22 protein-coding genes and 1 pseudogene are annotated in these 25761 nt (G+C 61.0%); 10 read left to right on the top strand and 13 right to left on the bottom strand.

Annotation, left to right across the window (positions count from 1 at the left end):
* Positions 1 to 218: 218 nt before the first annotated feature.
* Complete coding sequence (locus AB4O36_RS01540; protein ID WP_460140931.1) at positions 219 to 1259, top strand: NADP(H)-dependent aldo-keto reductase; 1041 nt, start codon at positions 219 to 221, stop codon at positions 1257 to 1259.
* A 127-nt stretch (positions 1260 to 1386) separates the two neighbouring features.
* Here AB4O36_RS01540 and AB4O36_RS01535 read toward each other — a convergent pair whose 3' ends face one another.
* Positions 1387 to 2523, bottom strand: a complete 1137-nt coding sequence (locus AB4O36_RS01535) for an acyl-CoA dehydrogenase family protein (protein ID WP_460121043.1) — start codon at positions 2521 to 2523, stop codon at positions 1387 to 1389.
* A 242-nt stretch (positions 2524 to 2765) separates the two neighbouring features.
* On the opposite strand from AB4O36_RS01535, the gene AB4O36_RS01530 reads away from it, so the two are divergent.
* The 4 genes and pseudogenes from AB4O36_RS01530 (at position 2766) to AB4O36_RS01515 (ending at position 8043) form a co-directional block, all read left to right on the top strand.
* Complete coding sequence (locus AB4O36_RS01530; protein WP_460126556.1) at positions 2766 to 3662, top strand: GlxA family transcriptional regulator; 897 nt, start codon at positions 2766 to 2768, stop codon at positions 3660 to 3662.
* 135 nt (positions 3663 to 3797) lie between these two features.
* Positions 3798 to 5743: pseudogene (locus AB4O36_RS01525) on the top strand (flavin monoamine oxidase family protein).
* Between the two features lie 203 nt (positions 5744 to 5946).
* A complete protein-coding gene (locus tag AB4O36_RS01520) occupies positions 5947 to 6834 on the top strand; it encodes a nitrilase family protein (RefSeq protein WP_460121039.1) in 888 nt (295 codons plus the stop codon).
* Between the two features lie 15 nt (positions 6835 to 6849).
* The gene (locus AB4O36_RS01515; RefSeq protein ID WP_460121038.1) at positions 6850 to 8043 is read left to right on the top strand and encodes a hypothetical protein; all 1194 of its coding nucleotides are present in this window, start codon (positions 6850 to 6852) and stop codon (positions 8041 to 8043) included.
* 116 nt (positions 8044 to 8159) lie between these two features.
* Here the strand turns inward: AB4O36_RS01515 and zapE are convergent, their stop codons facing one another.
* From zapE to AB4O36_RS01500, 3 genes are all read right to left on the bottom strand, one after another.
* Positions 8160 to 9254 carry a cell division protein ZapE gene (gene zapE / locus AB4O36_RS01510; RefSeq protein WP_460121035.1) on the bottom strand — a complete coding sequence of 365 codons (1095 nt, stop codon included), beginning with the start codon at positions 9252 to 9254 and terminating at the stop codon, positions 8160 to 8162.
* Positions 9255 to 9344: 90 nt separating this feature from the next.
* Positions 9345 to 10700: a tryptophan--tRNA ligase gene (locus tag AB4O36_RS01505; RefSeq protein ID WP_460121033.1), complete on the bottom strand. Its 1356-nt coding sequence runs from the start codon at positions 10698 to 10700 to the stop codon at positions 9345 to 9347.
* A gap of 24 nt (positions 10701 to 10724) precedes the next feature.
* Complete coding sequence (locus tag AB4O36_RS01500) at positions 10725 to 11354, bottom strand: alpha/beta hydrolase (RefSeq protein ID WP_460140930.1); 630 nt, start codon at positions 11352 to 11354, stop codon at positions 10725 to 10727.
* A gap of 144 nt (positions 11355 to 11498) precedes the next feature.
* On the opposite strand from AB4O36_RS01500, the gene AB4O36_RS01495 reads away from it, so the two are divergent.
* Positions 11499 to 11936: a Z-ring associated ZapG family protein gene (locus AB4O36_RS01495; protein WP_460121029.1), complete on the top strand. Its 438-nt coding sequence runs from the start codon at positions 11499 to 11501 to the stop codon at positions 11934 to 11936.
* 182 nt (positions 11937 to 12118) lie between these two features.
* Here AB4O36_RS01495 and AB4O36_RS01490 read toward each other — a convergent pair whose 3' ends face one another.
* From AB4O36_RS01490 to ehuR, 8 genes are all read right to left on the bottom strand, one after another.
* On the bottom strand, positions 12119 to 13504 hold the full coding sequence (locus AB4O36_RS01490; RefSeq protein WP_460140929.1) for an aminotransferase: 1386 nt from the start codon (positions 13502 to 13504) through the stop codon (positions 12119 to 12121).
* 22 nt (positions 13505 to 13526) lie between these two features.
* Positions 13527 to 14999: an NAD-dependent succinate-semialdehyde dehydrogenase gene (locus AB4O36_RS01485; RefSeq protein WP_460140928.1), complete on the bottom strand. Its 1473-nt coding sequence runs from the start codon at positions 14997 to 14999 to the stop codon at positions 13527 to 13529.
* Between the two features lie 140 nt (positions 15000 to 15139).
* Positions 15140 to 15619 carry an Lrp/AsnC family transcriptional regulator gene (locus AB4O36_RS01480; protein ID WP_460140927.1) on the bottom strand — a complete coding sequence of 160 codons (480 nt, stop codon included), beginning with the start codon at positions 15617 to 15619 and terminating at the stop codon, positions 15140 to 15142.
* 160 nt (positions 15620 to 15779) lie between these two features.
* Positions 15780 to 16781 (bottom strand): N(2)-acetyl-L-2,4-diaminobutanoate deacetylase DoeB, encoded by a 1002-nt coding sequence (gene doeB / locus AB4O36_RS01475; RefSeq protein WP_460140926.1) that lies wholly within the window; start codon positions 16779 to 16781, stop codon positions 15780 to 15782.
* A 4-nt stretch (positions 16782 to 16785) separates the two neighbouring features.
* Positions 16786 to 17976 (bottom strand): ectoine hydrolase DoeA, encoded by a 1191-nt coding sequence (gene doeA / locus AB4O36_RS01470; protein WP_460121019.1) that lies wholly within the window; start codon positions 17974 to 17976, stop codon positions 16786 to 16788.
* Between the two features lie 56 nt (positions 17977 to 18032).
* A complete protein-coding gene (gene eutC, locus AB4O36_RS01465) occupies positions 18033 to 19025 on the bottom strand; it encodes an ectoine utilization protein EutC (RefSeq protein WP_460140925.1) in 993 nt (330 codons plus the stop codon).
* Positions 19026 to 19061: 36 nt separating this feature from the next.
* The gene (gene eutB, locus AB4O36_RS01460) at positions 19062 to 20033 is read right to left on the bottom strand and encodes a hydroxyectoine utilization dehydratase EutB (RefSeq protein WP_460140924.1); all 972 of its coding nucleotides are present in this window, start codon (positions 20031 to 20033) and stop codon (positions 19062 to 19064) included.
* A gap of 94 nt (positions 20034 to 20127) precedes the next feature.
* Positions 20128 to 21522: a MocR-like ectoine utilization transcription factor EhuR gene (gene ehuR / locus AB4O36_RS01455; protein WP_460121013.1), complete on the bottom strand. Its 1395-nt coding sequence runs from the start codon at positions 21520 to 21522 to the stop codon at positions 20128 to 20130.
* A 281-nt stretch (positions 21523 to 21803) separates the two neighbouring features.
* Between ehuR and ehuB the strand changes: the two genes are divergently transcribed.
* From ehuB to ehuA, 4 genes are all read left to right on the top strand, one after another.
* Positions 21804 to 22661 (top strand): ectoine/hydroxyectoine ABC transporter substrate-binding protein EhuB, encoded by an 858-nt coding sequence (gene ehuB, locus AB4O36_RS01450; protein WP_460140922.1) that lies wholly within the window; start codon positions 21804 to 21806, stop codon positions 22659 to 22661.
* Positions 22662 to 22723: 62 nt separating this feature from the next.
* Positions 22724 to 23383, top strand: a complete 660-nt coding sequence (ehuC, locus tag AB4O36_RS01445; protein ID WP_460121009.1) for an ectoine/hydroxyectoine ABC transporter permease subunit EhuC — start codon at positions 22724 to 22726, stop codon at positions 23381 to 23383.
* Positions 23380 to 24036: an ectoine/hydroxyectoine ABC transporter permease subunit EhuD gene (gene ehuD / locus AB4O36_RS01440; RefSeq protein ID WP_460121007.1), complete on the top strand. Its 657-nt coding sequence runs from the start codon at positions 23380 to 23382 to the stop codon at positions 24034 to 24036. Before ehuC ends, ehuD begins: the two co-directional genes overlap by 4 nt.
* An 80-nt stretch (positions 24037 to 24116) precedes the next feature.
* Complete coding sequence (ehuA, locus tag AB4O36_RS01435; RefSeq protein WP_460142099.1) at positions 24117 to 24911, top strand: ectoine/hydroxyectoine ABC transporter ATP-binding protein EhuA; 795 nt, start codon at positions 24117 to 24119, stop codon at positions 24909 to 24911.
* Positions 24912 to 24997: 86 nt separating this feature from the next.
* Here ehuA and AB4O36_RS01430 read toward each other — a convergent pair whose 3' ends face one another.
* The gene (locus AB4O36_RS01430; RefSeq protein ID WP_460121005.1) at positions 24998 to 25726 is read right to left on the bottom strand and encodes an OmpA family protein; all 729 of its coding nucleotides are present in this window, start codon (positions 25724 to 25726) and stop codon (positions 24998 to 25000) included.
* Positions 25727 to 25761: the final 35 nt, after the last annotated feature.

Here is a 25761-nt window from a genome sequence, read left to right as displayed (position 1 = left end):
AAATTAGACGGCGGATCTTACTGAATAGTGCGTACTTTGACAAGTCAAAGGCAGCCGGATACAGACGCTTTCGGGGGCTCGGGTCGGCGCGTCCGTTCAACGGCAAGATTCTTCGGCGGCGGCGCATCACTTCCACTGCAGAAAGAGGTGCGCAATTATGCAGATTGCGAAAAATATTTCAACCTGCTTTTATGATTGTTTTGCCCAAGGAGCACCCGATGGACTATCGCCAGCTAGGCCGTACCGATCTGAACGTCAGCGCCCTCTGTCTCGGAACCATGACCTGGGGTGAGCAAAACAGCGAAGCCGAGGCCTTCGCCCAGATCGAGCGGGCCAAGGACGCCGGGATCAATTTCATCGACACCGCCGAGATGTACCCGGTGCCGCCCAAGGCCGAGACCTACGCCACCACCGAGCGCTACATCGGCAACTACTTCAAGAGCCGCGGCGACCGTGCCGACTGGATTCTGGCCAGCAAAATTGCAGGCCCCGGCAACACCATCGACTACATTCGCGATAAAAACCTGCGCCACAACCGCCAGCACATCACCGAGGCGGTGGACGCCAGCCTCAAGCGCCTGCAGACCGATTACATCGACCTCTATCAGTTGCACTGGCCGGAACGCAGCACCAACTTCTTCGGCCAATTGGGCTACAAGCACAAGATCGAAGCTAACCTGACACCGCTGGAAGACACCCTCGAAGCACTGGACGAACAGGTCAGGGCCGGCAAGATCCGCCACATCGGTCTTTCCAACGAAACGCCCTGGGGCACCATGCGTTTCCTGGCGCTGGCCGAAGCCCGTGGCTGGCCGCGTGCGGTTTCGATCCAGAATCCGTACAACCTGCTCAACCGCAGCTTTGAAGTCGGCCTGGCGGAAATCGCCATTCGCGAACAATGCGGCCTGCTCGCCTATTCACCGCTGGCGTTCGGCTTCCTCTCGGGCAAGTACGAAGGGGGCGCCCGCCCGCCGAAAGGTCGCCTGAGCCTCTACAGCCGCTTCAGTCGCTACTTCAATCCACAGTCCGAAGCGGCGTGCAGCCGTTATGTCGCCCTGGCCCGTGAACACGGCCTGGACCCGGCGCAAATGGCCCTCGCCTTCGTGACCCAGCAGCCATTCGTGACCAGCAACATCATCGGCGCCACGACCCTGGAGCAACTGGACAGCAACATCGCCAGTTTCGACCTGAAGCTGTCGGATGAGGTGTTGGCGGGGATCGAGGCGATTCACAAGGATCATCCGAATCCAGCGCCGTAACGGGCCTTTAGCTCCTATCGCGAGCAAGCTCGCTCCTACAGGTTTTCGGGTGAAACACAGATAGCGTGAACACCAAAAAACCTGTGGGAGCGGCGGTGCGACGATTCCACAGGGCCAGGAAAATAGATCAAAGCGCCCGAGCAATGATCTCCTTCATGATTTCATTGGTCCCCGCATAAATGCGCTGCACCCGCGCATCCGCCCACGCCCGCGCGATTGGGTATTCCCACATGAAACCGTAGCCGCCATGCAACTGCACGCATTCGTCGAGCACCTTGCATTGCAGGTCGGTCCCCCAGTACTTGGCCATCGCCGCCGTCGGCACATCGAGTTTGCCCTGCAAGTGCAACTCCAGGCAGCGGTCGACGAAGACCCGGCCAATCTGGATTTCGGTGGCCATTTCCGCCAGTTTGAATCGAGTATTCTGGAAATCGGCAATCGACTTGCCGAACGCCTTGCGATCGCGGGTGTAGTCCAGCGTCCACTGCAACGCCGCTTCAGCTGAAGCCAGGCCACCGATCGCCACGGTCAGGCGTTCCTGTGGCAACTCCTGCATCAGGTAGGCAAAGCCCATCCCCGCCTGCCCCAACAGGTTTTCCTTGGGCACGCGCACGTCCTGAAAGAACAGCTCCGAGGTGTCCTGCGCCTTCATCCCGACCTTTTCCAGGCGCTTGCCCTTGTCGAAGCCTGGCGTTCCGGCCTCGACCAGAAACAGGCTGGTGCCCTTCGCGCCGGCCTTCGGATCGGTCTTGGCGACTACGATCACCAGGTCCGCCAGATAGCCATTGGTGATGAAGGTTTTCGAGCCATTGATCACATATTCGTCGCCATCGAGCACGGCGGTGGTCTTCACCCCTTGCAGATCGGACCCTGCACCCGGCTCGGTCATGGCAATCGCCGTGACCATTTCTCCAGAAACCAGTTTTGGCAAGTATTTGTGCTTCAGCGCTTCACTGCCGTAGTGCAGGATGTAGGGTGCGACGATGTCCGAATGCAGGGAAAAACCGATGCCGGTCAAACCGAGCCGTCCCACTTCCTCTATCACCACCGCACTGTAGAGAAAATCTGCGCCCAGCCCGCCGTAAGCCTCCGGCAGGTGCGAACAGAGCATCCCCGCCTCCCCCGCCTTGTTCCAGAGTTGACGGTCGATATGCCCCTGCTTTTCCCATTGTCCGTGGAACGGCACGGCCTCTTTTTCGAGGAAGGTGCGCACGCTGTCGCGAAACAGTTCGTGCTCGGGACTGAACAAGGTTCTGGGGATCATGGGGCACCTGTCGTTATTGTTAGAGGATTGATCTCCAGAGACTAAGGCGCAGGACCGATACAGGACACTGGACACATCCGACAAAAAATAAGACGATCCAGCCGTCTGGTGACCACTTTCCCCTATAAGAATAAGTTTGAATTATGTCTAACCAAGCCTCCACGCCCTTGCGGCGCGTCAGCATCCTGGCCATCGACCGGGTTTTCGCTACCACCCTCATGCAAGCCAAGGATTTTTTCCACCTGGCCAGCCTGCGCTATGGCAAACAACTGGGCCAGGGACTGGTACCGGCGTTCGAAACACGCCTGGTCAGCCCCGACGGCAAGCCGGTGAACAGTTTCAGCGACGTGATCATGCCCGTTGATGGCAGTCTCGAAGACGCCGACGTGATCATCCTCCCGGCGTTTTGGGACGACTTCGAAACCCTGTGCCAACGTTATCCACAGGTGCTGCCCTGGTTGCGCCAGCAACATGCGCGTGGTGCGGTGCTATGCGGCGAAGCCACCGGTGTGTTCTGGCTGGCCGAGGCAGGCTTGCTCAATGGCAAGGAAGCGACCACCTACTGGCGCTTCTTCAACGCCTTCGCCGAGCGTTACCCCAGGGTTCACCTCAACCAGGACAAACACCTGACCGACGCCGACAACCTCTACTGCGCAGGCGGCACCACCTCGGCGTGCGATCTCTACATCTACCTGATCGAACGCTTCTGCGGCGCCAACATCGCCCAGGCCGTGGCTCGCGACATTCTCTATGAAGTACAGCGCAGCTATTCCCCGGGCCGCATCGGCTTTGGCGGGCAGAAGCTGCATCAGGACGTGATCATCCTGCAGATCCAGCACTGGCTCGAAGAGCATTTCGCCGACAAGTTCCGTTTCGAAGACGTCGCCCGTGAACACGGCATGAGCATCCGCAACTTCATGCGTCGCTTCCAGACGGCCACGGGCGACAAGCCGCTGCATTACCTGCAACGACTGCGCATCGAAACCGCCAAGGGCCTGCTGTCCGGCAGTCGCAAGAGCATCAAGACCATCAGCTACGAAGTCGGCTACGACGACGCGAGCTTCTTCGCCCGCTTGTTCCGCCAGCACACGGAACTGTCGCCCAACCAATACCGCCAGCAGTTCCAGCAGGCGGCGTAACCAGACGGGGCCGGACGACTGTTTTCCCACAAAAAAAGGGAATGCGCGACGGCACGGCCCCCGACTTTACTCACAGACAACGCCCTCTGAAAGCACCAGCATCTTCCGGGTATTCACCCTCAAGGAAGATCGCCAGTGACCATCGGATCAAGCTACGAATACCCCGCGTCCGTCAGCCGGGACACCACCCGCAGCAAACGTACCCCGCCATCCAAATGGGCCGGGCGCTTTCCCAACCCCCAGACCTGTGCTTCGACTATCGCGCATTGGTCGAGCAGGAACACGGCATTGCCCAGGCCACCGACCCGCAACACAGCATTTGCATCATCGGCGCCGGTATCACTGGGCTGACCGCCGCCAGGGAGCTGTATCGCTCAGGCTTCAGGCGGATTTCGCTCATCGAGCAATCCCGGCGCATCGGCGGAAGACACTGCACCGTGCCAGGCAGCCCGCATTCCACGCGAAGCCACACCCCTTTCGAGATGGGCGCCATGCGCATGCCCTTTTTCAACCGTACCGACGAGCCACCGACCCAGGGCCGCTCGTTGATGGCCTACTACACCCAGTTGTTTGACCTGGCGTTTTCAGACTTTGCCAACCCCGGCAGCCCCGGGGTCCGTTCGACCGGCATCTACATCCGGGAGGGCAGTGTGGGCAACGGCCCGGCGCCGCAGATGTTGATCTGGAAGAATCCGGACGGCCAAACCCCGCCGCCCGGCGACGAGCTGCAAAGGGTCTACGGCAAATGGAAAGCCTTTGCCGACCGTCTGACCCGCCACGTTGCCCAGGTGTATGGCCACCCGGAATGGGAGGCGATGTGGGCGGCCATCGTCGCGCAATACGAGCGGGTGTCGTTTCGCGATCTGGTCAGTCGGCCAGCCCTGACCCACTGGGATCAGCGCTCACCGGGGGACTTTGGCGGGATGGGCATGTCCGCCGAAGAGTCAGCGATTTTCTACGCCATTGGCATCGGTGACGGCAGTTGGGGCGCCTTTTACGACGTCTGCTGCCTCTATCCCCTGCGCACGGCGATCTTCGGGTTCAGCAGCCAGCTGCAACTGATCCACGGGCGAGTTGACGCCAAGGGAGATCCCCTGGAGGCACCCTACCTCCAGGGGAACCCCGTGGTGGATTCCCGAGGACTGACTTTTGTGCGGCCTCGCTATATCGGTCTCGCCGCGCTGAGCGAATGCCTGATGTTCATGAAGATCGCCGAAACCGGGAAGTCCGTCCATGAACACAGCCTTGAATCAATGAACGGTCTGCTGACAGACAGCTCCGTGACCCGACTCAAGAAACTCGCCAACGGCAAGACCCGCGTTTATTTCAATTGGCAGCACAGTCAGCCCGACCAGAGCCGGCAGCTCTTCGATGACTTTGATTCGGTGATCATGACCCTGCCGTCCTGGTTGATCGAAACCCGCATCCAACTGGAAGGTTTCACCCCCCAGATGCTGCCATTCGAAACGATCAATGCCTATAAAACCGCACACTGGGAAACCAGCTGCAAAGTGTTTGCGCCATTGAAGAAAACCTTCCTGTCGAAAAACACCCTCATCCCCCAGGCCATCGTTACCGACAGTTTCATCCACGACGTCTACACCTACCGCTATAACGAGCACTACAGCTACGACTGCATCCTGTTGAGTTACACCTGGGAGGACGACGCCACCAAGCTCGCCGCCTTCGGCGACAAGGAGCTGGTTGCCCGCTGTGTCACCGAACTGGACCGCATCCTCATGAATGCCAGCAATATCCAGGAAAAAATCTCGCCCTACATCGGCCTCGACCAGGCCGTAGTGCAACGCTGGATGACCGATCGCAATGCCTTGGGATGCGCCAAGCTGTATCGCCCTGGCGCCTATCAGGACGCCGTGCGCCTGATGAGATACAACCGGGATTTCGGCCACGTTTCCGGCCTGTATCTGTGCGGCGAATCGTTTTCCGTGGATGCCGGCTGGACCGAGCCGTGCTTTCGGGGCGCCGTGGATGCGGTGATCCACATCTGCCACAAGACTGCCGCGACCTTCAACGGCGGCTTTTCCATCAACGACCTGCCCCACTACCAGCTCAAAGCCTGACGACCCCGTCCCAGAGCCACTCACGCCAGTGTGCTGGCTCTGCCCCACACCCTCGGGCCCCCCCCGGTTAAAAATTCCCCATACATATTCGGATTGGGCCTACAACCCTCGCGGAATCCGCCGACTGTTTCTCGCTCGCCATTTCAACACCTAATAAACGCGCTGTTAAACAACGTGAATAACAATAAAAAGAGGTCATCGGAATGAGCGAGCCAGCAAGCCCTGTTCGTGTAGCAGTCGTGCAATTCGATCCACAAGTTGGCGTCGGCAATCGCCAGGACAATCTGCATCGCAGCCTGGAGCTGGCCGAAGAGGCGGTAAAAGGTGGCGCCAATCTTATCGTCCTGCCTGAGCTGACCAGCACGGGCTATTTTTTCAGCAACCGCCAGGATGCGTTTGCGCATTCCGAAGGCGTACCGGACGGTCCAAGCGTCCGCCTATGGATAGAGTTCGCCCGCCAGCACCGCATCTACCTGGTCGCCGGCCTGGCCGAACGTGACGGCATGCAGCTGTTCAACACCGGCGTGCTGGTCGGGCCTGACGGTTTCATCGGCAAGTACCGCAAAGCCCATCTGTGGAATCTGGAAAAGCTCTGGTTCACCCCCGGCAATCTGGGCTTTCCGGTGTTCGATACCCCAATCGGGCGCATCGGATTATTGATCTGCTGGGACATCTGGTTTCCGGAGGTACCGCGTCTGCTGAGTCAGCAAGGTGCAGACATCATCTGCAGTCTGAACAACTGGGTCTGGACGCCACCGCCGCTGTTCGATGACGCAGGCAAGTGCATGGCCTCGTACCTGACGATGACCGCCGCACACGTAAACAACGTGTTTATCGCCGCCGCCAGCCGTATCGGCGAGGAGCGAGGGGCGCGTTACCTGGGTTGCTCCCTCATTGCCGGGACCCATGGCTGGCCGATTGGCGCGGTGGCCTCGGCGGACCAGCAGGAAATCCTGTTCGCCGACATCGACTTGACCAGCGCCCGCAGTGCGCCGATCTGGAACAGCCTTAACGACCTGCATCGCGACCGCCGTGCCGATCTCTACGATCCGATGCTCGGTTATCGCCTGCATCCGTGCCTGCCGCGCTGACCGGAGGGACGACTGATGCATACCTCAACCGAAAACAACCGTCTGGCGCGACGCTCGCTATTCGATATGGCAGTCATCCTGCTACTGATCGTCTTGTCGCTGCTGGTGATCTGGCTATCACTGACTCACCGAATGCACGGGTCGGCTCACTGGCCCGGGTACAGCGATCTGCTGAAGGGTTTTCCCGCACCCAGCGCCTGGCTGCGCTGGGTGCTCGGCGACATCAGCGAAGTGGCCTTCTACAAACACGAGCTGGCGTCCATCGGCCTGTTGGCCGGCGCCTACCTGGCCTATTGGGCGAACCGCACGCGCCAGCGCTGGCAAGGCTTTGCCATCTGCTACGGCAGCGGTCTGTGGCCCTGGCTGGTCACCAGTTCGCTGCTCGGGTTGCTGCTGAGCAACCTGTTGTGGGGCTGGACAGTGACCGCCACGAGCTGGCAACCGACCTTTGCCGCGTTCGTTTCACTGCCGGCGGCGATGGTGCTGATGTTTGGTGGCGGCTGGAAGGTCACGATCAACGGCGCCATCATGGGCGCGGTGCTGGTGACGCCGATGTGCCTGCTGATGGTCAATTACGTGTGCAACCCGCTGGCGTTGCCGGTGGTGATCGGCAACGTTACGGGGATGGCGGTCGCCAGTGTGGTGGCCTTCCTGCTCTGTCGGTACCTGCCCGGCCTCGTCAGTTCGGCGCATGTGAGCGAGCCGCCGGCCGCGCCCGTGCCCTTGCAGACGCCGGACTACGGGATGATCTGGAGCTTGCGCCGGGTTCTCGCCGACTTTTCCGAAGCACCGTTCTACGGCAATGAGTGGGCCAGCCTCGGCCTGATCCTGGGCGCGTTGCTGGCGTTTACATTGAACCCGGCGAGTCCGGTCTACGGTTCGATGCTGCTGCCGCAACTGATCGGTGCCCAGGCGCTGACCTCGGCGATAGGCGTGGTGATCTGGCGGCGCAACTGGATGGAACACGGCTGGTACCCCACTTACATCCCGCTGGTGTCCGTGGTGCCGGCTGCGCTGCTCACCTACGGCGGCAGCTGGCAGGTGATCGTCATGAGCGCGCTGCTGGGCGCCCTGATCGCGCCGCCGCTGGCCTGCGAAATATCAAGGCGCCTGCCGGGCTATATGCATGGGTACATTGGCAATGTGCTGTCGATGGCGATCAGTACGTTGCTGATCATTCCGTTTGTTGGCTTCCTGATCACCCACTGAAATGCCGCCCCTGTAGGAGCGAGCTTGCTCGCGATAGCGGTGTATCAGTCACCATTGATATCGACTGACACACCGCATCGCGAGCAAGCTCGCTCCTACAGGGGAGATGAAACCGCCTACGGCTTGTGGGCCCGCGACAGGAATTCGTGGGACTGCATTTCCAGCAGGCGGCTGAGGGTGCGCTGGAACTCGAAGTTCAGGCGACCGCCGGTGTACAGGTCCTTCAGCTCGACCTCGGCCGAAATGATCAACTTGACGTTACGGTCGTAGAATTCGTCGACCATGTTGATGAAACGTCGGGCGATGTCGTCGGTGGTCACGCTCATCTGCTCGACGCCGCTGAGCAACACGGCGTGGAAGATCTTGCCCAGTTCGATGTAGTCGTTCTGGCTGCGTGGACCGTCGCACAGTTCGCGGAAATCGAACCAGGCCACGTCATCGCAGGTGCGCAAGGCGCGGATTTCGCGGTTCTCGATGATCAGCACATCGTTCTCGACCGCCGCCGTGCATTCCGGGGTCAGCGCGCGGAAGCTCTTGCGCAGGCTTTCGTGGGACGCCTCGTCCAGCGGGAAGTGGAACAATTCCGCCTGTTCGAGGTGGCGCAGACGATAATCGACGCCGCTGTCGACGTTGACGATCTCGGTATTTTGCTTGATCAGCGCGATGGCCGGCAGGAATCGGGCGCGTTGCAGCCCGTCCTTGTACAGACCGTCCGGCACGATGTTCGAGGTGGCGACCAGGGTCACGCCATTCTTGAACAACTCTTCCATCAGCGTACCGAGGATCATCGCGTCGGTGATGTCGGAAACGAAGAACTCATCGAAGCAGATCACCCGCGATTCGGCGGCGAAGCGCTTGGCAATGATGGTCAGCGGGTTTTTCTCCCCGCCCAGGGTCTTCATTTCTTCATGCACGCGCTTCATGAAGCGGTGGAAGTGGGTACGGGTCTTTTCCTTGAACGGCAGTGCTTCAAAGAAAGTGTCGACCAGATAAGTCTTGCCGCGCCCTACGCCGCCCCAGAAATACAGGCCCTTGACCGGGTTCTGATCTTTCTTGCCAAACAGTTTGCTCAACAGGCCTGGCTTGTTCTGATCGGCTGCGATCAGATCGTCGTACAGGCGCTGCAAATGACGCACAGCCGTTTCCTGCGCAGCGTCATGGAAGAACTCCGGGCGTTTCAGATCAGCTTGATATCGTTCTAGGGGCGTCATAATTCGTTAGCAAGGCAACAAAAACGGGCCGTCACTGTAGCGATGGCCCGGGAGAATGGCAATCAGCCCTTGGTTTGGCCGTGCCGTCGTTTATTCCTGAACCGGTGTCAGGGCGACCCGCAATGCGTCAATTGCGCTATCACGAGCGGCACTGTCGGCGAAGGTCGGACTGTCGGCGACGCACTCGCCTTCCAGCCAGACACTGAAGCTCAGCGCATCGCTGCGCACGTCCAGAGGCTGCCCCGCTTGCAACTGCTTGCTCACCTGGCCGGCCGCTTTGCCGTCGGCGAAGTTGCGCGAGAGCAGCAGTTGCTCGCCATCGGCCGCCAGCAGACGGAAACGGAAACTGCCATCGTCTTCACGGAAGCTGACAAAACGCGCCGCTTTCGCGGCTTTCTTCCTGGTGGTCGCCGCGACTTGCGCCTGCGCCACGAAAGAACGCAAGCCCACCGCTTCACGCAGTTCGTTGAGGAACGGCGTCGCCACTGCACGAGCCTTTTTCGCACCGTGTTGCAGGATGTCTTCCAGGTCCGCCGGGCGCTCGATCAGCTGTTGATAACGCTCACGGGACTCGCCCAATTCGTTGTCCAGCAGTTGGAACAAACGGTTTTTCGCCTCGCCCCAACCCAGGCCCTGCAGCAGTTCGCTGCGGAACTCGTCGGCCTGTGCCGGGGTGGCGAAGGCCTGGAACAGGGTGAACAGATGCGAATTGTCCGGATCTTTCGCTTCGCCCGGGGCGCGGGAGTCGGTGACGATCCGCGAAATCGCGTCTTTCATGTCCTTGGCGCTGCTGAACAACGGAATGGTGTTGTCGTAGCTTTTCGACATCTTCCGACCGTCGAGGCCTGGCAACGTGGCCACGCTCTCCTCGATCAGCGCCTCGGGCATGGTGAAGAATTCCTTGCCCTGGCCAAACAGGTGGTTGAAGCGCTGGCCGATGTCGCGGGCCATTTCCACGTGCTGGATCTGGTCACGACCGACCGGGACCTTGTGGGCGTTGAACATCAGGATGTCCGCTGCCATCAATACCGGATAGCTGTACAAGCCCATGGTGATACCGGCATCCGGGTCTTCGCCGGTCTCGACGTTCTTGTCCACCGAGGCCTTGTAGGCGTGGGCGCGGTTGAGCAGGCCCTTGGCGGCGACGCAGGTCAGCAGCCAGGTCAGCTCGGGGATTTCCGGGATGTCGGACTGGCGATAGAACGTCACGCGCTCGACATCCAGGCCACCGGCCAGCCAGGTCGCAGCGATTTCCAGGCGCGAGCGCTGGATGCGCAACGGGTCATCGCACTTGATCAGGGCGTGATAGTCGGCCAGGAAATAGAACGAATCGGCATTGGCGTCACGGCTGGCGACGATCGCCGGGCGGATGGCGCCAGCGTAGTTGCCCAGGTGCGGCGTGCCGGTGGTGGTGATGCCGGTGAGGATACGGGTACGAGTCGTCATGGGTAATCGCTTGTCAGACTGCAATCAATTCGAAAGACGCGGCAGGATAAGATCCTTGAGATCGGTCAGCTTGCCATGAAAAAAGTGTCCGCATTCTGCCACTTTCAGCAGCTCATGGGGGCGCTGGAGTTGCGCGGACCAGTCGTAGACGACTTGCGGCTCGATGACTTCGTCGGTTTCCGGCTGGATCAGAGTCAGCTCGCCGTGCTGCGGCAGTTGATCCTGATCGCCCAGGCGCATGACCGCCGGCGCCACCATGAACAGATGCTTGAGCTGCTCGCCGCTGGCTTCCAGACGCCCGCCGAGGCTGGCGGCGACAAAACCGCCAAAGGAAAAGCCGAACAGGGTCAGGGGCAGGCCCGGGTGTTTTGCCCGCAGCCAGGCCGCCACCGCCTGGGCATCATCGACCTCGCCGGTGCCCATGTCGTGGCTGCCGGCGCTGGCACCGACGCCTCGGTAATTGAAACGCAAGGTAATCAAACCGGCATCGCGTGCGGTGCGCTGCAGGGTCGACACGACTTTATTGAGCATGGTGCCGCCCTGCACCGGGTTAGGATGGCAGATCAACGCCACACCGCGAGGGGCCTCGACTTCCAGGTAGAGGGCTTCCAGTTGACCCACCGGGCCATCAATCACTACAGGGGTTTCGCGCATAAGCAAGAAAGGAACTCCGTGACCTTGATTCCGGTCGACTCGTCTAGCAAATTGTCTGTGCCAGTGTATTGCGAGTGAATCGCGGTATACAGCGCAGGTTCGAGCCGTTAACGTAAAGCAAAGCCGTTTATAGAGGAAGGACTCGTGGAACACTCGCTCTTAGTTTGGTTGTTGCCGACTCTTGCCCTGGTTGTGGGTGTCGCCGTTGGTTTCCTGATCGCTCGCCTGGTGCCCAATGCAGCGCCGAGCAGCACACAACGTCAGCTGGATGACATTCAGGAACGTTTCGACAGTTATCAGAACGAGGTGGTCACCCACTTCAACAGCACCGCATCACTGGTCAAGAAACTGACTCAGAGCTACCAGGAAGTGCAGGATCATCTCGCCGAGGGCGCCAACCGCCTCGCCCTGGACGAGCAGACCCGCCAACGCCTGCTCGCCTCGTTGCATTCCGAAGCGACGGTGGCAGCCCCACGTGAACGCCTGACGCCACCACGCGACCAGGAGCCGCCTCGCGACTACGCGCCGAAAGCCCCGAACGCACCGGGCATGCTGGATGAGCATTATGGCTTGAAGAAGTAATCAACCTTCGCGCCAATGAAAAGCCCCCGGACAGGTGATGTCCGGGGGCTTTTTTGTGTCTGGTGGTTTGAGGGTGAATGTTCTGGCCCTATCGCGAGCAAGCTCGCTCCTACAGGGGCCTGCGGTGCTCTTGTAGGAGCGGGCTTGCCCGCGATGAGGCCATAAGCATCAACACAAAACCCTCAGCCCAACACCTCCTGCGCCACCTGATCAATCGCCTGCTTGGCAATGCCCACAATCAGGTCCGCCTCCGCCTCGGTCAGTACCAAAGGTGGTGCAAACCCCAGGATGTCGCCATGAGGCATCGCTCGAGCAACCATTCCGTGTTCCAGGCAAGCCGCCGAGACCTTCGGACCCACCTTCAAGGACGCATCGAACGGCGTACGCAGCTCGCGATCGGCCATGAACTCGACGGCGGCCAGCATGCCGTCCCCGCGCACTTCGCCCACCAGCGGATGGCCTTCGAGGGTTTCGCGCAGCCGCCGATTGAGATAGGCGCCCACCATGTCGGCATTGTCCGTAAGGTTTTCCCGCTCGAGGATGTCGAGGTTGGCCAGTGCCGCCGCCGCACAGATCGGATGCCCGGAGTAGGTCCAGCCATGGCCCATGGGGCCTTGGGATTCAGAAGCTTTTTCGATCACGTCCCACACCTTTTCGCCGACGATCACCGCTGACAACGGCGCGTAGGCACTGGTCAACCCTTTGGCGGTGGTGATCAGGTCCGGGCGCATGCCGTACCGCTGACTGCCCATTTTCGAACCCAGGCGACCAAAGGCGCAGACCACCTCGTCGGCAATCAACAACACGTCATATTTGCTGAGGACGGCCTGGATCGCGTCCCAATACCCGGCTGGCGGTACGATGATGCCGCCGGTGCCCATCAGCGGTTCACCGATGAACGCGGCCACGGTGTCCGGGCCCTCGGCCAGAATCATCTTTTCCAGTTCGTCGGCGCAATAACGCACGAACGCCGCCTCATCCATGCCGATTGGCGCCTTGCGATACCAGTGTGGGCAAACGGTGTGCTTGATGCCTTCGGCTGGCAGGTCGAAATGCTGGTGGAAACTGGGCAGGCCGGTCAGGCTGCCAGTCATGATGCCCGAGCCGTGATAGCCACGGTCGCGGGAGATGATTTTCTTCTTCTGCGGCCGCCCCAGCACGTTGTTGTAATAACGCACCAGCTTGATCTGGGTTTCGTTGGCATCGGAACCCGACAGACCGTAATAGACCTTTTTCATGCCGTCGGGCGCCCAGTCGATGATGCGGCTCGACAGTTCGATGATGGCTTCGGTCGAGTGGCCGACGTAGGTGTGGTAATACGCCAGTTCCTTGGCCTGCTTGTAGATGGCGTCCGCCACTTCGGTACGGCCATAACCGATGTTCACGCAATACAGCCCGGCGAAGGCGTCAATCAGCTCCCGGCCTTCGTGGTCACGGATGCGGATGCCCGACGCGCTCTTGATGATGCGTCCCTTGAGCGCACCACTGGCATGGTCGTGGGCGTGGGTCGACGGGTGCATGAAGTGGGCACGGTCTTGTGCGAACAGCGAGTCGAATTCTTGGTTCATGGCAATCTCCTGAGTACGGGCCTTAGAACTGGCCTTGATGGTGCAAGCAAAAGTATTTGGTTTCGACAAAGGCTTCGAACCCTTCCGTGCCGCCTTCCCGGCCCAGCCCCGACGCTTTCATGCCACCGAAGGGGATTGGATGGCCGGTGAACTTGACGCCGTTGACCGCGACCATCGCATGGTCGAGGCGGCGGATCAGCGGGTAGATCAGGTCCAGGCGATTGGAACAAATGTAGGCCGCCAGACCGTATTCGGTGTCGTTAGCCATATCGATGGCCTGGTCGAGGGTGTCGAACGGCATCACCCCGGCAATCGGCGCGAAGTTCTCTTCGCGGTAAATGCGCATCTGAGGAGTGACATCGGCCAGGACCGTAGGCTGGTAGAACAGACCGCCGAGGGCATGGGCTTCGCCTCCGACCAGCCGCTGTGCGCCCTGCTGCAAGGCATCGGCTACCCGCTCGGCGGTCACGTCAAAAGCGGCCTGATGCATCAACGGGCCGATATCGACCTGCTGCTCGCGATCGCCGAGCATGGCCGGGCCAACACGAAGCTCACGTACCGCGGCAGCAAAGCGCTGGAGAAATTGCGAATAGATTGATCGCTCGACCATGATCCGGTTGGCTGCGCAGCAATCCTGACCGGAGGTCTGGAACTTGGCTTGCACCGCGACTTTCACTGCCAGCGCCAGATCGGCGTCGGCGCAGACAATGAACGGCGCGTTGCCGCCCAGTTCCAGCGCGACTTTTTTCACGTCCTGGGCAGCGGCCTGCAGCACCAGTTGGCCGACACGAGTCGAGCCCGTGAAACTCACCGAACGTACGCGCTTGTCCTGCACCAGGGTTTGCATGGCCATCTGCGGCTCGCCCAGTACCACGTTGAACACCCCGGCCGGAAAACCGGCTTCTTCGGCCAGTTGCGCGAGGGCGAAGGCCGAGTACGGGGTTTCGTGGGCCGGTTTGATAACCACCGTACAACCGGCCGCCAGGGCGGCAGCGGCCTTGCGGGTGATCATCGCCGAAGGGAAATTCCACGGCGTCAGCAATGCGCAGACACCGACCGGTTCCTTGACTGTGCCCAGGTGAGCACCGGGAATGTGGCTGGGAATGTTCTGCCCATAGAGGCGTCGGGCTTCTTCGGCGAACCACGGGATGAAACTCGCGGCGTAGGCGATTTCACCGCGCGACTCGGCCAGGGACTTGCCCTGCTCCAGACTGAGAATCCGCGCCAGGTCTTCCTGGTGCTCGAGGATCAACGCCGCCCAACGCCGCAGAATCACCCCGCGCGCATCGAGGCTCTGTTCGCGCCAATCGTTAAACGCCCGGTGCGCGGCATCGACAGCCGCGACGATTTGCGGCTGATCGAGCATTGGCACATGGCCAATCAAGGTCTGGTCAGCCGGGTTGTGCACGGCGATGCTGTGGCCACTGTCGCTGTGCACCCAATGGCCATCGACGTAGCAAAGCGCTTTGAACAGCAGGGGATGTTTGTAGGTCATGGCGTGAACTCCGAACCGTGTGCGTGGAGTCCATGCTAGGGCAGCAGAAGGTCGGGCAATTGCGGTTTGGAAGGGGGTGGGCAGGTGGTTTTTTCTGATTGAACAGTGCCAGACAGCAGATTTCTGTGGTGATTGGAAAATCAGGATTGCTGAGACAACTCAGCCGGCAACGCCCCAGCCGTCTTGATGGTCTTGGTGACGATGTAGGTGAAGTAGCGCTCGATGCCCAGGTCATCGAGCAGCAGTTGGTCGATGAAGCGCTGGTAATGGTCGATGTCCGGCGTCTGGATCATCGCCATGTAATCGACACCACCGCCGGTGGCGTAACAGAAGGCCACTTCGGGCGCGTCGTTCATCCGTTGCTCGAAGCGCCGCATGTCCTGCGCGGTGTGCCGGGCGAGAGTGATTTCCACCAGCACCTGCTGGCTCTTGAACACCGCGCCCCAGTCGATCTGCGCCCGATACCCCTTGATCAGGCCGAGGGCTTCCAGTTTGCGCACGCGCTCCCACGCCGGGGTGACCGACAGGTTGATTGCCTCGGCCAGGCTCGACTTGGTGATACGCCCGTCGTCAGCGAGGATTCGCAGGATTTTCAGGTCGTAGCGATCGAGTTTGTGCATGGGCAAAGAGCTCCTGGAAAATAAAGCCCCCTGTAGGAGCGAGCTTGCTCCGGGCGGCGTTCCGACGATGGCGGTGTATCCGTCACCATTGGTCTCGACTGACACACCGCATCGTCGGAACGCCGCCCGGAGCAAGCTCGCTCCTACAGGGGGTCATGGATCAGGTCAGTATGTCCGCGATGACGGCGATGGTATCGCCACACTGCACCAACCCCGGGAAATGCCTGGCTGCCAACAGGCCACTGCGGGCAGCACGATACTCCACCGGGGCCACACCGCTGCGGGTCGCGTCGTAGACCCGGGCGATGACTTCGCCCTGATTCACGGTGTCACCCAGGTCGCGACACATTTCCAGCAGGCCTTCGTGCTCACTGGCGATAAAACAATCACTGCCGGGCATGTCGAGCATGACCGATGGCCCCGTTTGGACTTCACCTTCAAGAATCCCGGCATGCACCAGCAGGTTACGCACGCCCCGCTCGGCGATCGCCACACTGCGCGCGGTGGACGAGCCGCCGCCACCCAATTCCGTGGTGACGAACACTTTGCCCTGCGACTCGGCAGCCGTGTCGTACATCGCCTCGGCATCCAGCTCCAGCATGCGCATGCTGTAAGGCGCGTTGAATGCACGCATACCGGCCTCGCAGCGGGCCTGCTGTTGTTTGTCCGGCAACACATGGCACGCGGCGAATGGCAGGAAGTCCAGGGTGCGCCCGCCGGAGTGGATGTCCAGCACGATGTCGGCCAGGGGCAACAAGGTGCGGGTGAAGTAGTCGGCGATCTTCTCGGTGACCGTACCGTCCGGTTTGCCGGGAAAACTTCGGTTGAGGTTGCCCCTGTCGATGGGCGACGTACGCCGCCCGGCATGGAACGCCGGGGTGTTCATGAACGGAATGATGATCACCCGTCCGCTCACCTCGGCGGCCGTCAGTTCTTGAGCCAGTTTGCTCAGGGCCACCGGGCCTTCGTATTCGTCGCCATGGTTGCCGCCGGTGAGGAGCGCGGTCGGCCCTTCACCGCGCGCGATCACCGTGACTGGAATCATCACCGCACCCCAGGCCGAATCGTCCCGGGAATACGGCAGTTTGAGAAACCCGTGTTGCACGCCTTCACGGTTGAAATCCAGCGTGGTACTGATCGGGTTGGCAGGCAGATCGCTCATGGGCTCAATCCTTCACGAACAGTTGGCGCGGCACGTTGCACAGTGTTTCGACACCCGTCTCTGTGATCAAAATGCTCTCGGTGATTTCCAGCCCCCAGTCGTCCATCCACAGACCGGGCATGAAATGGAACGTCATGCCCGGTTGCAACACGCTGGTGTCGCCGGGACGCAGGCTCATGGTGCGCTCGCCCCAGTCCGGCGGGTAGCTGATACCGATCGGGTAGCCACAGCGGCTGTCCTTGTGGATGCCGAACTTCTCCAGCACCTTGAAAAAGGCCACGGCGATGTCACCGGTGGTGTTGCCTGGTTTGGCCGCTTCCAGGCCGGCGGCGATGCCTTCGACCACGGCTTTTTCGCCCTCGAGGAAATGCTGGGGCGGCTTGCCCAGAAACACCGTGCGCGACAACGGGCAGTGATAGCGCTTGTAGCAACCGGCGATTTCAAAAAAAGTGCCGGCGCCTTTTTCGAACGGCGAATCGTCCCAGGTCAGGTGCGGCGCGCTGGCATCGGCACCGGTCGGCAACAACGGCACGATGGCCGGGTAATCACCGCCATGGCCGTCGGCGCCCTGGATGCCGCTGCTGTAGATCTCCGCCACCAGATCGTTCTTGCGCATGCCCGGTTCGATCCGTTCGAGGATCCGCCCATGCATGTTTTCGACGATACGTGCAGCGATGCGCATGTAGGCGATTTCCTGTGGCGACTTGACCGCCCGCTGCCAGTTCACCAGCCCGACTGCATCGATCAGCCTGGCCTTGGGCAGGTTTTTCTGCAGCGACAGGTAGGCGGCGGCGCTGAAATAGTAGTTATCCATCTCGACGCCGATGGTCAGCGCATCCCAGCCACGGGCAGCGATCACTTCCCGCGACAGGTAGTCCATGGGATGGCGCTCGCGGGACTGCACATAGATGTCCGGGTAACCGACGATGTTTTCCTGCTGCATGAACACCGTGCGCTTGGCGCCGTTGGCGTCCTGGCCACGACCAAACCACACCGGCTCGCCATCCAGGGCCAGCAGCACGCATTGGTGAACATAAAATGACCAACCGTCATAGCCAGTCAGCCAGGCCATGTTCGACGGATCGGTGACCAGCAACAGCTCGATGCCCTGGGCCTGCATGGCCACTCGCACCTTGGCCAGCCGCTGGGCGTATTCCTCCCGGGTGAACGGGAGATTGACGACTATCTGAGACATGCACCTGCCCTCTTGAAGATGAAGCGGGATAAATGACGCGCGGATAAAAAAGCGGATTAGCTGCCGAACTGAAAACCCTTGCCCGCCGAGCGCGCGCGTTCGAACGCCAGGTTGGCCATCGCCGTGTCCTGGGCGCCAGTGCCGGTGAGGTCGCACAAGGTGACCTGCGAGGCCTGCGTGCGACCGGGCCGCTGGCCAGCCAGCACCTGCCCCAATTCGGCAAAGCTCGACGCGTCGCTGACAGCACCCGCCGCGAGGGCGTGATGCAACTCGCCGAGGATGCGGGTCTGGCTCAAACGATCGGCCACGTAGCAGTCGACCTGCGCCAGCGCTTGCGGGGCAATTTCGTTTTTATGCTCGGCGTCCGAGCCCATGGCGGTGATGTGCAGACCGGGATGCAAATGGCGCACATCGATCAACGGCTCACGACTGGGCGTGCAGGTGATGGCGATATCGGCGTCGGCCATGGCCTCGTCGATGCTCGTGCAGGGTTTGACGTCCAGGCCACTGTCACGGGCCAATTCGACGCTGAAGGCTTGGGCCTTGGCCCAATCCCGCGCCCATACCCGCACGCTGTCGATGGGCCGCACAAGCCGCAGGGCCTGCAACTGCAAGGCCGCCTGCTCCCCGGCACCCATCAGCGCCACGCTGCGGCTGTCGGCCCGCGACAATGCCCGCGCCGCCACCGCCCCCGCTGCCGCCGTGCGCACCGCCGTGAGATAGCCGTTGTCCAGCAGCAAAGCATCGAGCAGGCCAGTGCGTGCCGACAGCAACATCATCATGCCGTTGAGGCTGGGCAGGCCGAGTTTCGGATTGTCGAAAAAACCCGGGCTGACCTTGATCGCAAAGCGCTCCAGCCCCGGCAGGTAGGCAGTCTTCACATCCACCTCGCCATTGTGCTCGGGGATGTCCAGCCGCAGGATCGGCGGCATCGCGACCGCCGCGGTAGCCAACAGCACGAAGGCTTGCTGGATGGCTTCGATACTGGCCAGATCCAGCGCCACACAGGCGCGCAGATCGGCTTCGCTCAACAGGGTGATTTCACTCATCAACGGGCGCTCCCAGGGAGTCGTTATTGTTGGTTTTCATGCCTCGGCACCCGCGAGCACACGCAGATGCTGATCGGTATCGACGTTGCGCCCACTGACCACCACGACGACCGGGCCGCGAGGTTCGATCAGGCCATCGAGCAGCGCAGCGATGCCCACGACCGCCGCCCCTTCAAGCACCAGGCGTTCTTCGCGATAGGCATGACGCAGGGCATTGGCGATGGAGCCTTCGCTGAGCAGATGCACGTGATCGCAGGTGTCGCGGGTCATGTTGAAGGTGTAACGGTTGTCCAGGCCGATACCACCGCCGAGGGAGTCGGCCAGGGTCGGCAGCTCTTCGACCTCCACCGGGCGCCCGGCAGCGAGACTGGCGTGCATTGCCGCGCCGCGCTGCATGCTGATGCCGTGGGTGATGATCTGCGGGTTGGCACTTTTCAGCGCCAGCGCCACGCCGGCGAACAGGCCACCGCCGGACAGCGGCACCAGCACCTGGGCGACGCCCGGTTGCTGTTCGAGAATTTCCAGCCCCAACGTGCCCTGCCCTGCAATGATCGCCGGGTGATCGAACGGCGGCAGCAGCGTGGCGCCCTGTTCGGCGGCAATCCGCTCGGCTTCACGCTGGGCGTCGTCCTGGGAATGGCCGACGATGCACACGTGCGCACCGAGATCACGTATGGCCTGGACCTTGTTGTCCGGCACCAGTCGCGACAGACAGATCGTGGCCTTCACGCCTAGTCGAGATGCGGCGTAAGCCAACGCCCGTCCATGGTTGCCAGTGGATGCGGCGACCACGCCTCGGGTTTTCTGTTCGGCGCTGAGCTGTGCCACGGCATTGCTTGCACCACGCAACTTGAAGCTGCCGGTGACCTGCTGGGATTCGAGCTTGAGATAGACCGGCGCACCCAACAGCCGGGACAGGCTGGGCGAATGCTCCATGGGCGTACACCGCACCAGCGCTTCGATACGCTGACGCGCGAGGTAAACATCGTTGAGCTGTAGCACTGACATGACCGCGTCCCGATGAGGTGTTGGGCGCAGTCTAAGAGGGCAGGATTGTCACACTGAATGTACTAGGGCAATTTAGCCGACAAATTTTTATTGTTCAAAAATCATGGATCCGAGGGTATTGGCCGAAGATTTCGCGCATGTTGATCAAGGCTTCGCGTGCTTCTTCGTCGCTGCATTCCGCGCCCACACACACGCGAACCGCACGGGCCTTGGGCGTGCCACGCACGGTGAACGGGTCCGGTGAGGTCACGGCGATATGCCGATGACGCAGGGCACGCACCAGGCTGTCGACCTCCCAGTGCGGCGGAATACCGATCCAGGCATTCAGCGCATGTGCATGTTGGCCCAGCACGTACTCCCCCAGGTACTCGGTGACCATCGCCTGGCGCACCGACAGCATTTTTCGTTGCAGGCGCAGCAGCGTGTCGGCACGCCCATCGCGAATCCAGCGCGTGGCGATTTCCGAGACCATCGGCGTGCCCATCCAGCTGTTGACCCGCAGGATGCTCTCGGTGCGCAGGGCCAGTCGTTTGGGCATCACCAGAAACCCCACGCGCAATCCGGTCAGCACCGATTTGGTCATGCTGGTGCAGTAGAAGGACAGTTCCGGCAGATAGTGGCTGATCGGCGGGGCGTGCCGTTCTTCGAGCAACGGGCCATACACGTCATCCTCGATGATGTGCACGCCGAAGCGCCGGGCGATCTCGGCGATTTCCCGGCGGCGACTGTCCGGCATCAGCGTGGTGGTCGGGTTGTTGAGGTTCGGCGTGCACACCAGCGCAGTGATGCGTTCATTGCTGCACATGTCCTCGAAGTGTTCCGGATCAATGCCAAAGCGGTCCATCTCCAGGCCTTTGAGGGTGAACCCCAACACCTGGGAATTGCCGATTACCCCATGGTCGGTGCTGCCTTCACACAGCACCACATCGTCGGGCCCGGCGAGCGACGCCAGGGCGAGAAATATGCCGTGGGCGGCGCCGTTGGTGATCAGGATATCGTCGCGTTCGACCTTGAGACCCTGGCGCCCGATCCAGTGCATCGCCGCTTCGCGGTGCGATTCGAAACCGGCAATCGGGCGAAACGCGTGGATCCACGGTTGATCTTCTTCGGTGCTGAGTTCCCGGCAGGTGTCGCGCCAGAACTGGTCGTGCTCGCGGGTGTGCAGGATGCGCGCAATGGAAAAGTCCACCAGCGCCCGCTCGGGGCTGTCGAGGATGTAAGTGGCCACCCGGTCGCTCATGCGCCGGGATACAAAACTGCCGCGCCCGACTTCGCAGCGCACCAGGCCCTGGCGCTCCAGCTCCTTGTAGGCGTTGGTCACCGTCTGCACGCTGATGCCCATGGCATCGGCCACATTGCGCTGCGGCGGCAGCCGCTGATCGTTGGCCAACACGCCCTGCTCGATATCGGCGGCGATGGCCTGCACCAGGATCTTGTATTTGGATTCGCCGCTGCGGGCGACATCCAGGGCTGCTTTCCACTTATTCATCAACGCTGAAACCCGCGTGATTGACCGTGTCGACAGCATCTCCCGAGAATCTGTGCAAAGCAATTGTCCTAGTGCAATGCAATGTGGTGCAGGGCTTTTGTATGCTCGGTCCAAGGTCGATGCACGGGCTTGTCAGCAGGTCCGCAAAATAAAACCAATCGACCTGTACCGGCGCGGTGTCCAAACCCTGGCATCGACGCTCGTACGCTTTGCTCTTGTCACACTGCCTCCTAACACAGAGCCGTCAACGACGGGTCCACAAGAAACAGGAGATTTTATCGATGAGCAATTCCCTTTCCCGCAACTCCCATGCTTTCCGCCGCCTGTTCGTGGCCTGCGCACTGTTTGGCCTGGCCGCGGGCGCCCATGCCGCGACGACCCTGGAAAACATCACCAAGAACAGCAGTATCCGCATCGGTTACGCCAATGAAACGCCCTTTGCCTTTACCGAGACCGATGGCCGGGTAACCGGAGAATCTCCGGAAATCGCCAAAGTCATCTTCGCCAAGATGGGCATCAAGCAGGTCAACGGCGTGTTGACCGAGTGGGGTTCATTGATTCCGGGTCTGCGCGCCGGTCGTTTCGACGTGATCGCCGCCGGCATGTACATCACGCCGGAGCGCTGCAAACAGGTGATCTTCACCGACCCTCAATACCAGTTGCCCGACGCCCTGCTGACCGCCAAAGGCAATCCGAAGAACCTGCACAGCTATGAGGACATTGCCAAAAATCCGGACGTGAAACTGGCGATCATGGCCGGCACGGTCAACCTCAAATACGCGCGGGACTCTGGCGTGAAAGATGCGCAGATCCTCCAGGTGCCCGACACCACCGCCCAGTTGCAGGCCGTGCGCGCCGGCCGCGCTGACGCAGCAGTGGGCACCCAACTGACCATGAAAGGCCTGGCGGCCAAGGGCGGCGAAAAAGTCGAAGCGGTCACCGAGTTCAAGGACGACCCGTCGCACACCGGCTACGGTGCGCTGGCCTTCCGCCCCGAAGACAAGGACTTGCGCGATGCGGTCAACGCTGAGCTGAAAAAATGGCTGGGCTCCGAAGAACACCTCAAGACGGTCGCGCCCTTTGGCTTCGACAAATCCAACGTGACAAGCAAAACGGCTGCCGAGCTCTGCGCTCAATAGCCGAAACAGGCATGGCGCTGCGGCGCGATGCCTATTTCCCTGCTTAATCGGGATGTTGAACCATGGGTGAATTACTTCCGCTATTGATACAAGGCGCCTGGGTCACGCTCCAGGTGACCTTCTTCGGTTCGGTGCTGGCGATTGTCGCCGCCATTCTGGCCGCGCTCGGGCGCATGTCCTCGTGGCGACTGCTGAGCTGGTTTTCGGTGGCCTACATCGAAGTTTTCCGCGGTACTTCGTTGCTGGTGCAACTGTTCTGGTTGTTCTTCGTGTTGCCATTGCCACCGTTCAACATCGAACTGAGCCCTTATGCCGTGGCGATCGTTGGACTGGGCCTGCACATTGGCGCCTATGGCGCGGAGGTGATGCGCGGTGCGATCAGTTCCGTGGCCAAGGGTCAGTACGAAGCGGCCACTGCGCTGAACTTCAGTGGTTACAAGCGCTTTCGCCGAATCATTCTGCCCCAGGCATTGCTGGCTGCGATCCCTCCCGGCACCAACCTGTTGATCGAACTGCTGAAGAACACTTCACTGGTGTCGCTGATCACCCTGTCCGACCTGAGCTTTCGCGCCCGGCAACTGGATCAGGCCACCTTCCAGACCCTGGAAATCTTCAGCCTGGCGCTGGTGATGTATTTCATCCTCGCCCAGGCCATCAACCTCGGCATGCGCGCCATTGAGCGTCGTCTGGCTCGCGGCCGGATGCGTGGAGGTCTGTCATGACCCTGTTCGACTGGACCTACGCCTGGCAGATTCTTCCCGACCTGCTGCGCGCCTCGCTCAACACCGTGGGCATTACCCTGATCGGCTTTCTGATCGCCATCGTGCTGGGGCTGTTTCTCGCCATCGGCCGGCGCAGCCGCCTGTACTGGGTATCGTGGCCGATTGCCGGGATCATCGAGTTCATCCGCAGCACGCCGCTGCTCATCCAGGTGTATTTTCTCTACTACGTGCTGCCCAATTACGGGGTGAGCCTGTCGGCCATGCAAGTGGGGATCATCGGTATCGGTGTGCATTACGCCTGCTATATCGCCGAGGTCTATCGCGGTGGGCTGGATGCCGTTCCACGGGCGCAATGGGAAGCTGTCACGGCGCTGAACATCGCGCCGTACAGTGCCTACCGCAACATCATCCTGCCCCAGGCGTTGCGGCCGATCCTGCCACCGCTGGGCAACTACCTGGTGGCGATGCTCAAGGACACGCCAGTGCTGTCGGCCATCACCGTGGTCGAAATCATGCAGCAGGCCAAGAACATCGGCTCAGAGAACTTCCGTTACCTGGAACCGATCACCATGGTCGGCCTGTTTTTCCTCGCCCTGAGCATCGCCCTGGCTTATCTGGTACGGCGCCTCGAACTGCGCCTGGAGCTACGCTAATGACTTCTCCACTCTCGACTTCCCACGACCTTTCCCGGCGCGGCAACCTGACACCGCTGCATCCGCAGGAGGCCACGGCCATGCATCAACCGCAAGCGGTCAAGCCGATTGTCAGCTTCCAGGACGTCACCAAGAGTTACGGCAACTTCACCGTACTCGACCACTTGAACCTGGATGTCACGCCGGGTGAAAAAGTCGCGATCATCGGCCCCAGCGGTTCGGGCAAGTCCACGCTGTTGCGGGTGCTCATGACCCTCGAGGGCATTGATGACGGGGTGATCCGCGTCGAAGACGACCTTCTTACCCACATGCCCAATCGCAATGGGGTGCTGGTGCCCGCCAATGACCGGCACATACGCCGGGTGCGTGGGAAAATCGGCATGGTCTTCCAGAGTTTCAACCTGTTCCCGCACATGACCGCGTTACAAAACGTGATCGAAGCACCCGTGCAGGTGCTGGGCATGAAGCCGGCTGAAGCACGCGAGCGTGCGGCGGACTTGCTCGAACTGGTGGGACTGGGCAGTAAGCTGGGCCATTACCCCTCACAGCTTTCCGGCGGCCAGCAGCAACGGGTCGCCATTGCCCGGGCACTGGCGATGCGGCCCAAACTCATGCTGTTTGACGAAGTGACCTCGGCGCTGGACCCGGAACTGTGTGGCGAAGTGCTCAACGTGATCCGCAAGCTCGGCGCCGAACACAACCTGACGATGCTGATGGTCACCCACCAGATGGGCTTCGCCCGCGAGTTCGCTGACCGGGTGTGCTTTTTCTACAAGGGGCAGATCCACGAACAGGGCACCCCGGCGCAGATCTTCGAGCATCCGCAGCAGGAAAGGACCTGTGCGTTTCTGAGTGCGGTGAAGGAGGCTAATTAAGCGGTTTAATCGTGTGCCCTCATCGTCAAATTTCACACAAAAAAAAAGCCCGATCATCAGATCGGGCTTTTTCATTGAGCCTGGTATTACGGGTACTGCTGAACATTCCCCTGTTGCTGACCACCATACTGCTGACCCGGAATCGCCTTGAGATTGACCTCCACACGACGGTTCTGCGCGCGGCCATTGACGTCAGCGTTGCTGGCCACCGGGTTATCCGGACCGGCACCACGGGCGCTCAGGTTGGCACCACTGACGCCTTGCGAGGTCAGGTAGGTCGCGACGCTTTGGGCGCGGCGCTGGGACAGGTCCATGTTGTGCTGGCGGCTGCCGGTACTGTCGGTGTAGCCGACGATTTCGATCTGGTTCTGGTTGAACTCTTTCAGCGAGCCCGCCAGGTTGTTCAGCGGCTGGTAGAAGCTGGGCGCAATGTTTGCCGAATCGGTGGCGAAGGTGATGTTGCCCGGCATGATCAGCTTGATCTGGTCGCCCTGACGCTGCACTTCAACCCCGGTGTTGGCCATGCTGGCGCGCAGTTTTTTCTCCTGCTGGTCGGCGTAGTAACCGTAACCGGCAGCGGAAGCCCCCACCACGGCGGCGCCGATCAGCGCACCCTTGCCACGGTTGTTGTGATCGATAGCAGCGCCTGCGAGTGCACCGGCCAGTGCGCCGAGGCCGCCGTATTTCGCGGTTTTGCTCATGCCTGCGGAGCCGCCGTCAGCCTGACCCTGGTTGTCGTACGGGTTGGGCGAGGCGCAGCCAGACAGCAAGGCCACAGCGGTAGCGACGATAATCAAACGCTGTTTGGTGAACATGGAAAGCTCCTGGATTTGGCATTCTGTGGTGCAAA

It is taken from the genome of Pseudomonas sp. S2_E01 (assembly GCF_054668365.1).
This window is presented reverse-complemented; position numbering and strand designations above follow the sequence as displayed.

What these genes read in the sequence shown, in the direction of transcription:
- AB4O36_RS01540 (WP_460140931.1), top strand. Translation starts at nt 219, where the DNA reads ATGGACTATCGCCAGCTAGGCCGTACCGATCTGAACGTCAGCGCCCTC.
- AB4O36_RS01535 (WP_460121043.1), bottom strand. Translation starts at nt 2,523, where the DNA reads ATGATCCCCAGAACCTTGTTCAGTCCCGAGCACGAACTGTTTCGCGAC.
- AB4O36_RS01520 (WP_460121039.1), top strand. Translation starts at nt 5,947, where the DNA reads ATGAGCGAGCCAGCAAGCCCTGTTCGTGTAGCAGTCGTGCAATTCGAT.
- AB4O36_RS01515 (WP_460121038.1), top strand. Translation starts at nt 6,850, where the DNA reads ATGCATACCTCAACCGAAAACAACCGTCTGGCGCGACGCTCGCTATTC.
- zapE (WP_460121035.1), bottom strand. Translation starts at nt 9,254, where the DNA reads ATGACGCCCCTAGAACGATATCAAGCTGATCTGAAACGCCCGGAGTTC.
- AB4O36_RS01505 (WP_460121033.1), bottom strand. Translation starts at nt 10,700, where the DNA reads ATGACGACTCGTACCCGTATCCTCACCGGCATCACCACCACCGGCACG.
- AB4O36_RS01500 (WP_460140930.1), bottom strand. Translation starts at nt 11,354, where the DNA reads ATGCGCGAAACCCCTGTAGTGATTGATGGCCCGGTGGGTCAACTGGAA.
- AB4O36_RS01490 (WP_460140929.1), bottom strand. Translation starts at nt 13,504, where the DNA reads ATGAACCAAGAATTCGACTCGCTGTTCGCACAAGACCGTGCCCACTTC.
- AB4O36_RS01485 (WP_460140928.1), bottom strand. Translation starts at nt 14,999, where the DNA reads ATGACCTACAAACATCCCCTGCTGTTCAAAGCGCTTTGCTACGTCGAT.
- AB4O36_RS01480 (WP_460140927.1), bottom strand. Translation starts at nt 15,619, where the DNA reads ATGCACAAACTCGATCGCTACGACCTGAAAATCCTGCGAATCCTCGCT.
- doeB (WP_460140926.1), bottom strand. Translation starts at nt 16,781, where the DNA reads ATGAGCGATCTGCCTGCCAACCCGATCAGTACCACGCTGGATTTCAAC.
- doeA (WP_460121019.1), bottom strand. Translation starts at nt 17,976, where the DNA reads ATGTCTCAGATAGTCGTCAATCTCCCGTTCACCCGGGAGGAATACGCC.
- eutC (WP_460140925.1), bottom strand. Translation starts at nt 19,025, where the DNA reads ATGAGTGAAATCACCCTGTTGAGCGAAGCCGATCTGCGCGCCTGTGTG.
- eutB (WP_460140924.1), bottom strand. Translation starts at nt 20,033, where the DNA reads ATGTCAGTGCTACAGCTCAACGATGTTTACCTCGCGCGTCAGCGTATC.
- ehuR (WP_460121013.1), bottom strand. Translation starts at nt 21,522, where the DNA reads ATGAATAAGTGGAAAGCAGCCCTGGATGTCGCCCGCAGCGGCGAATCC.
- ehuB (WP_460140922.1), top strand. Translation starts at nt 21,804, where the DNA reads ATGAGCAATTCCCTTTCCCGCAACTCCCATGCTTTCCGCCGCCTGTTC.
- ehuC (WP_460121009.1), top strand. Translation starts at nt 22,724, where the DNA reads ATGGGTGAATTACTTCCGCTATTGATACAAGGCGCCTGGGTCACGCTC.
- ehuD (WP_460121007.1), top strand. Translation starts at nt 23,380, where the DNA reads ATGACCCTGTTCGACTGGACCTACGCCTGGCAGATTCTTCCCGACCTG.
- ehuA (WP_460142099.1), top strand. Translation starts at nt 24,117, where the DNA reads ATGCATCAACCGCAAGCGGTCAAGCCGATTGTCAGCTTCCAGGACGTC.
- AB4O36_RS01430 (WP_460121005.1), bottom strand. Translation starts at nt 25,726, where the DNA reads ATGTTCACCAAACAGCGTTTGATTATCGTCGCTACCGCTGTGGCCTTG.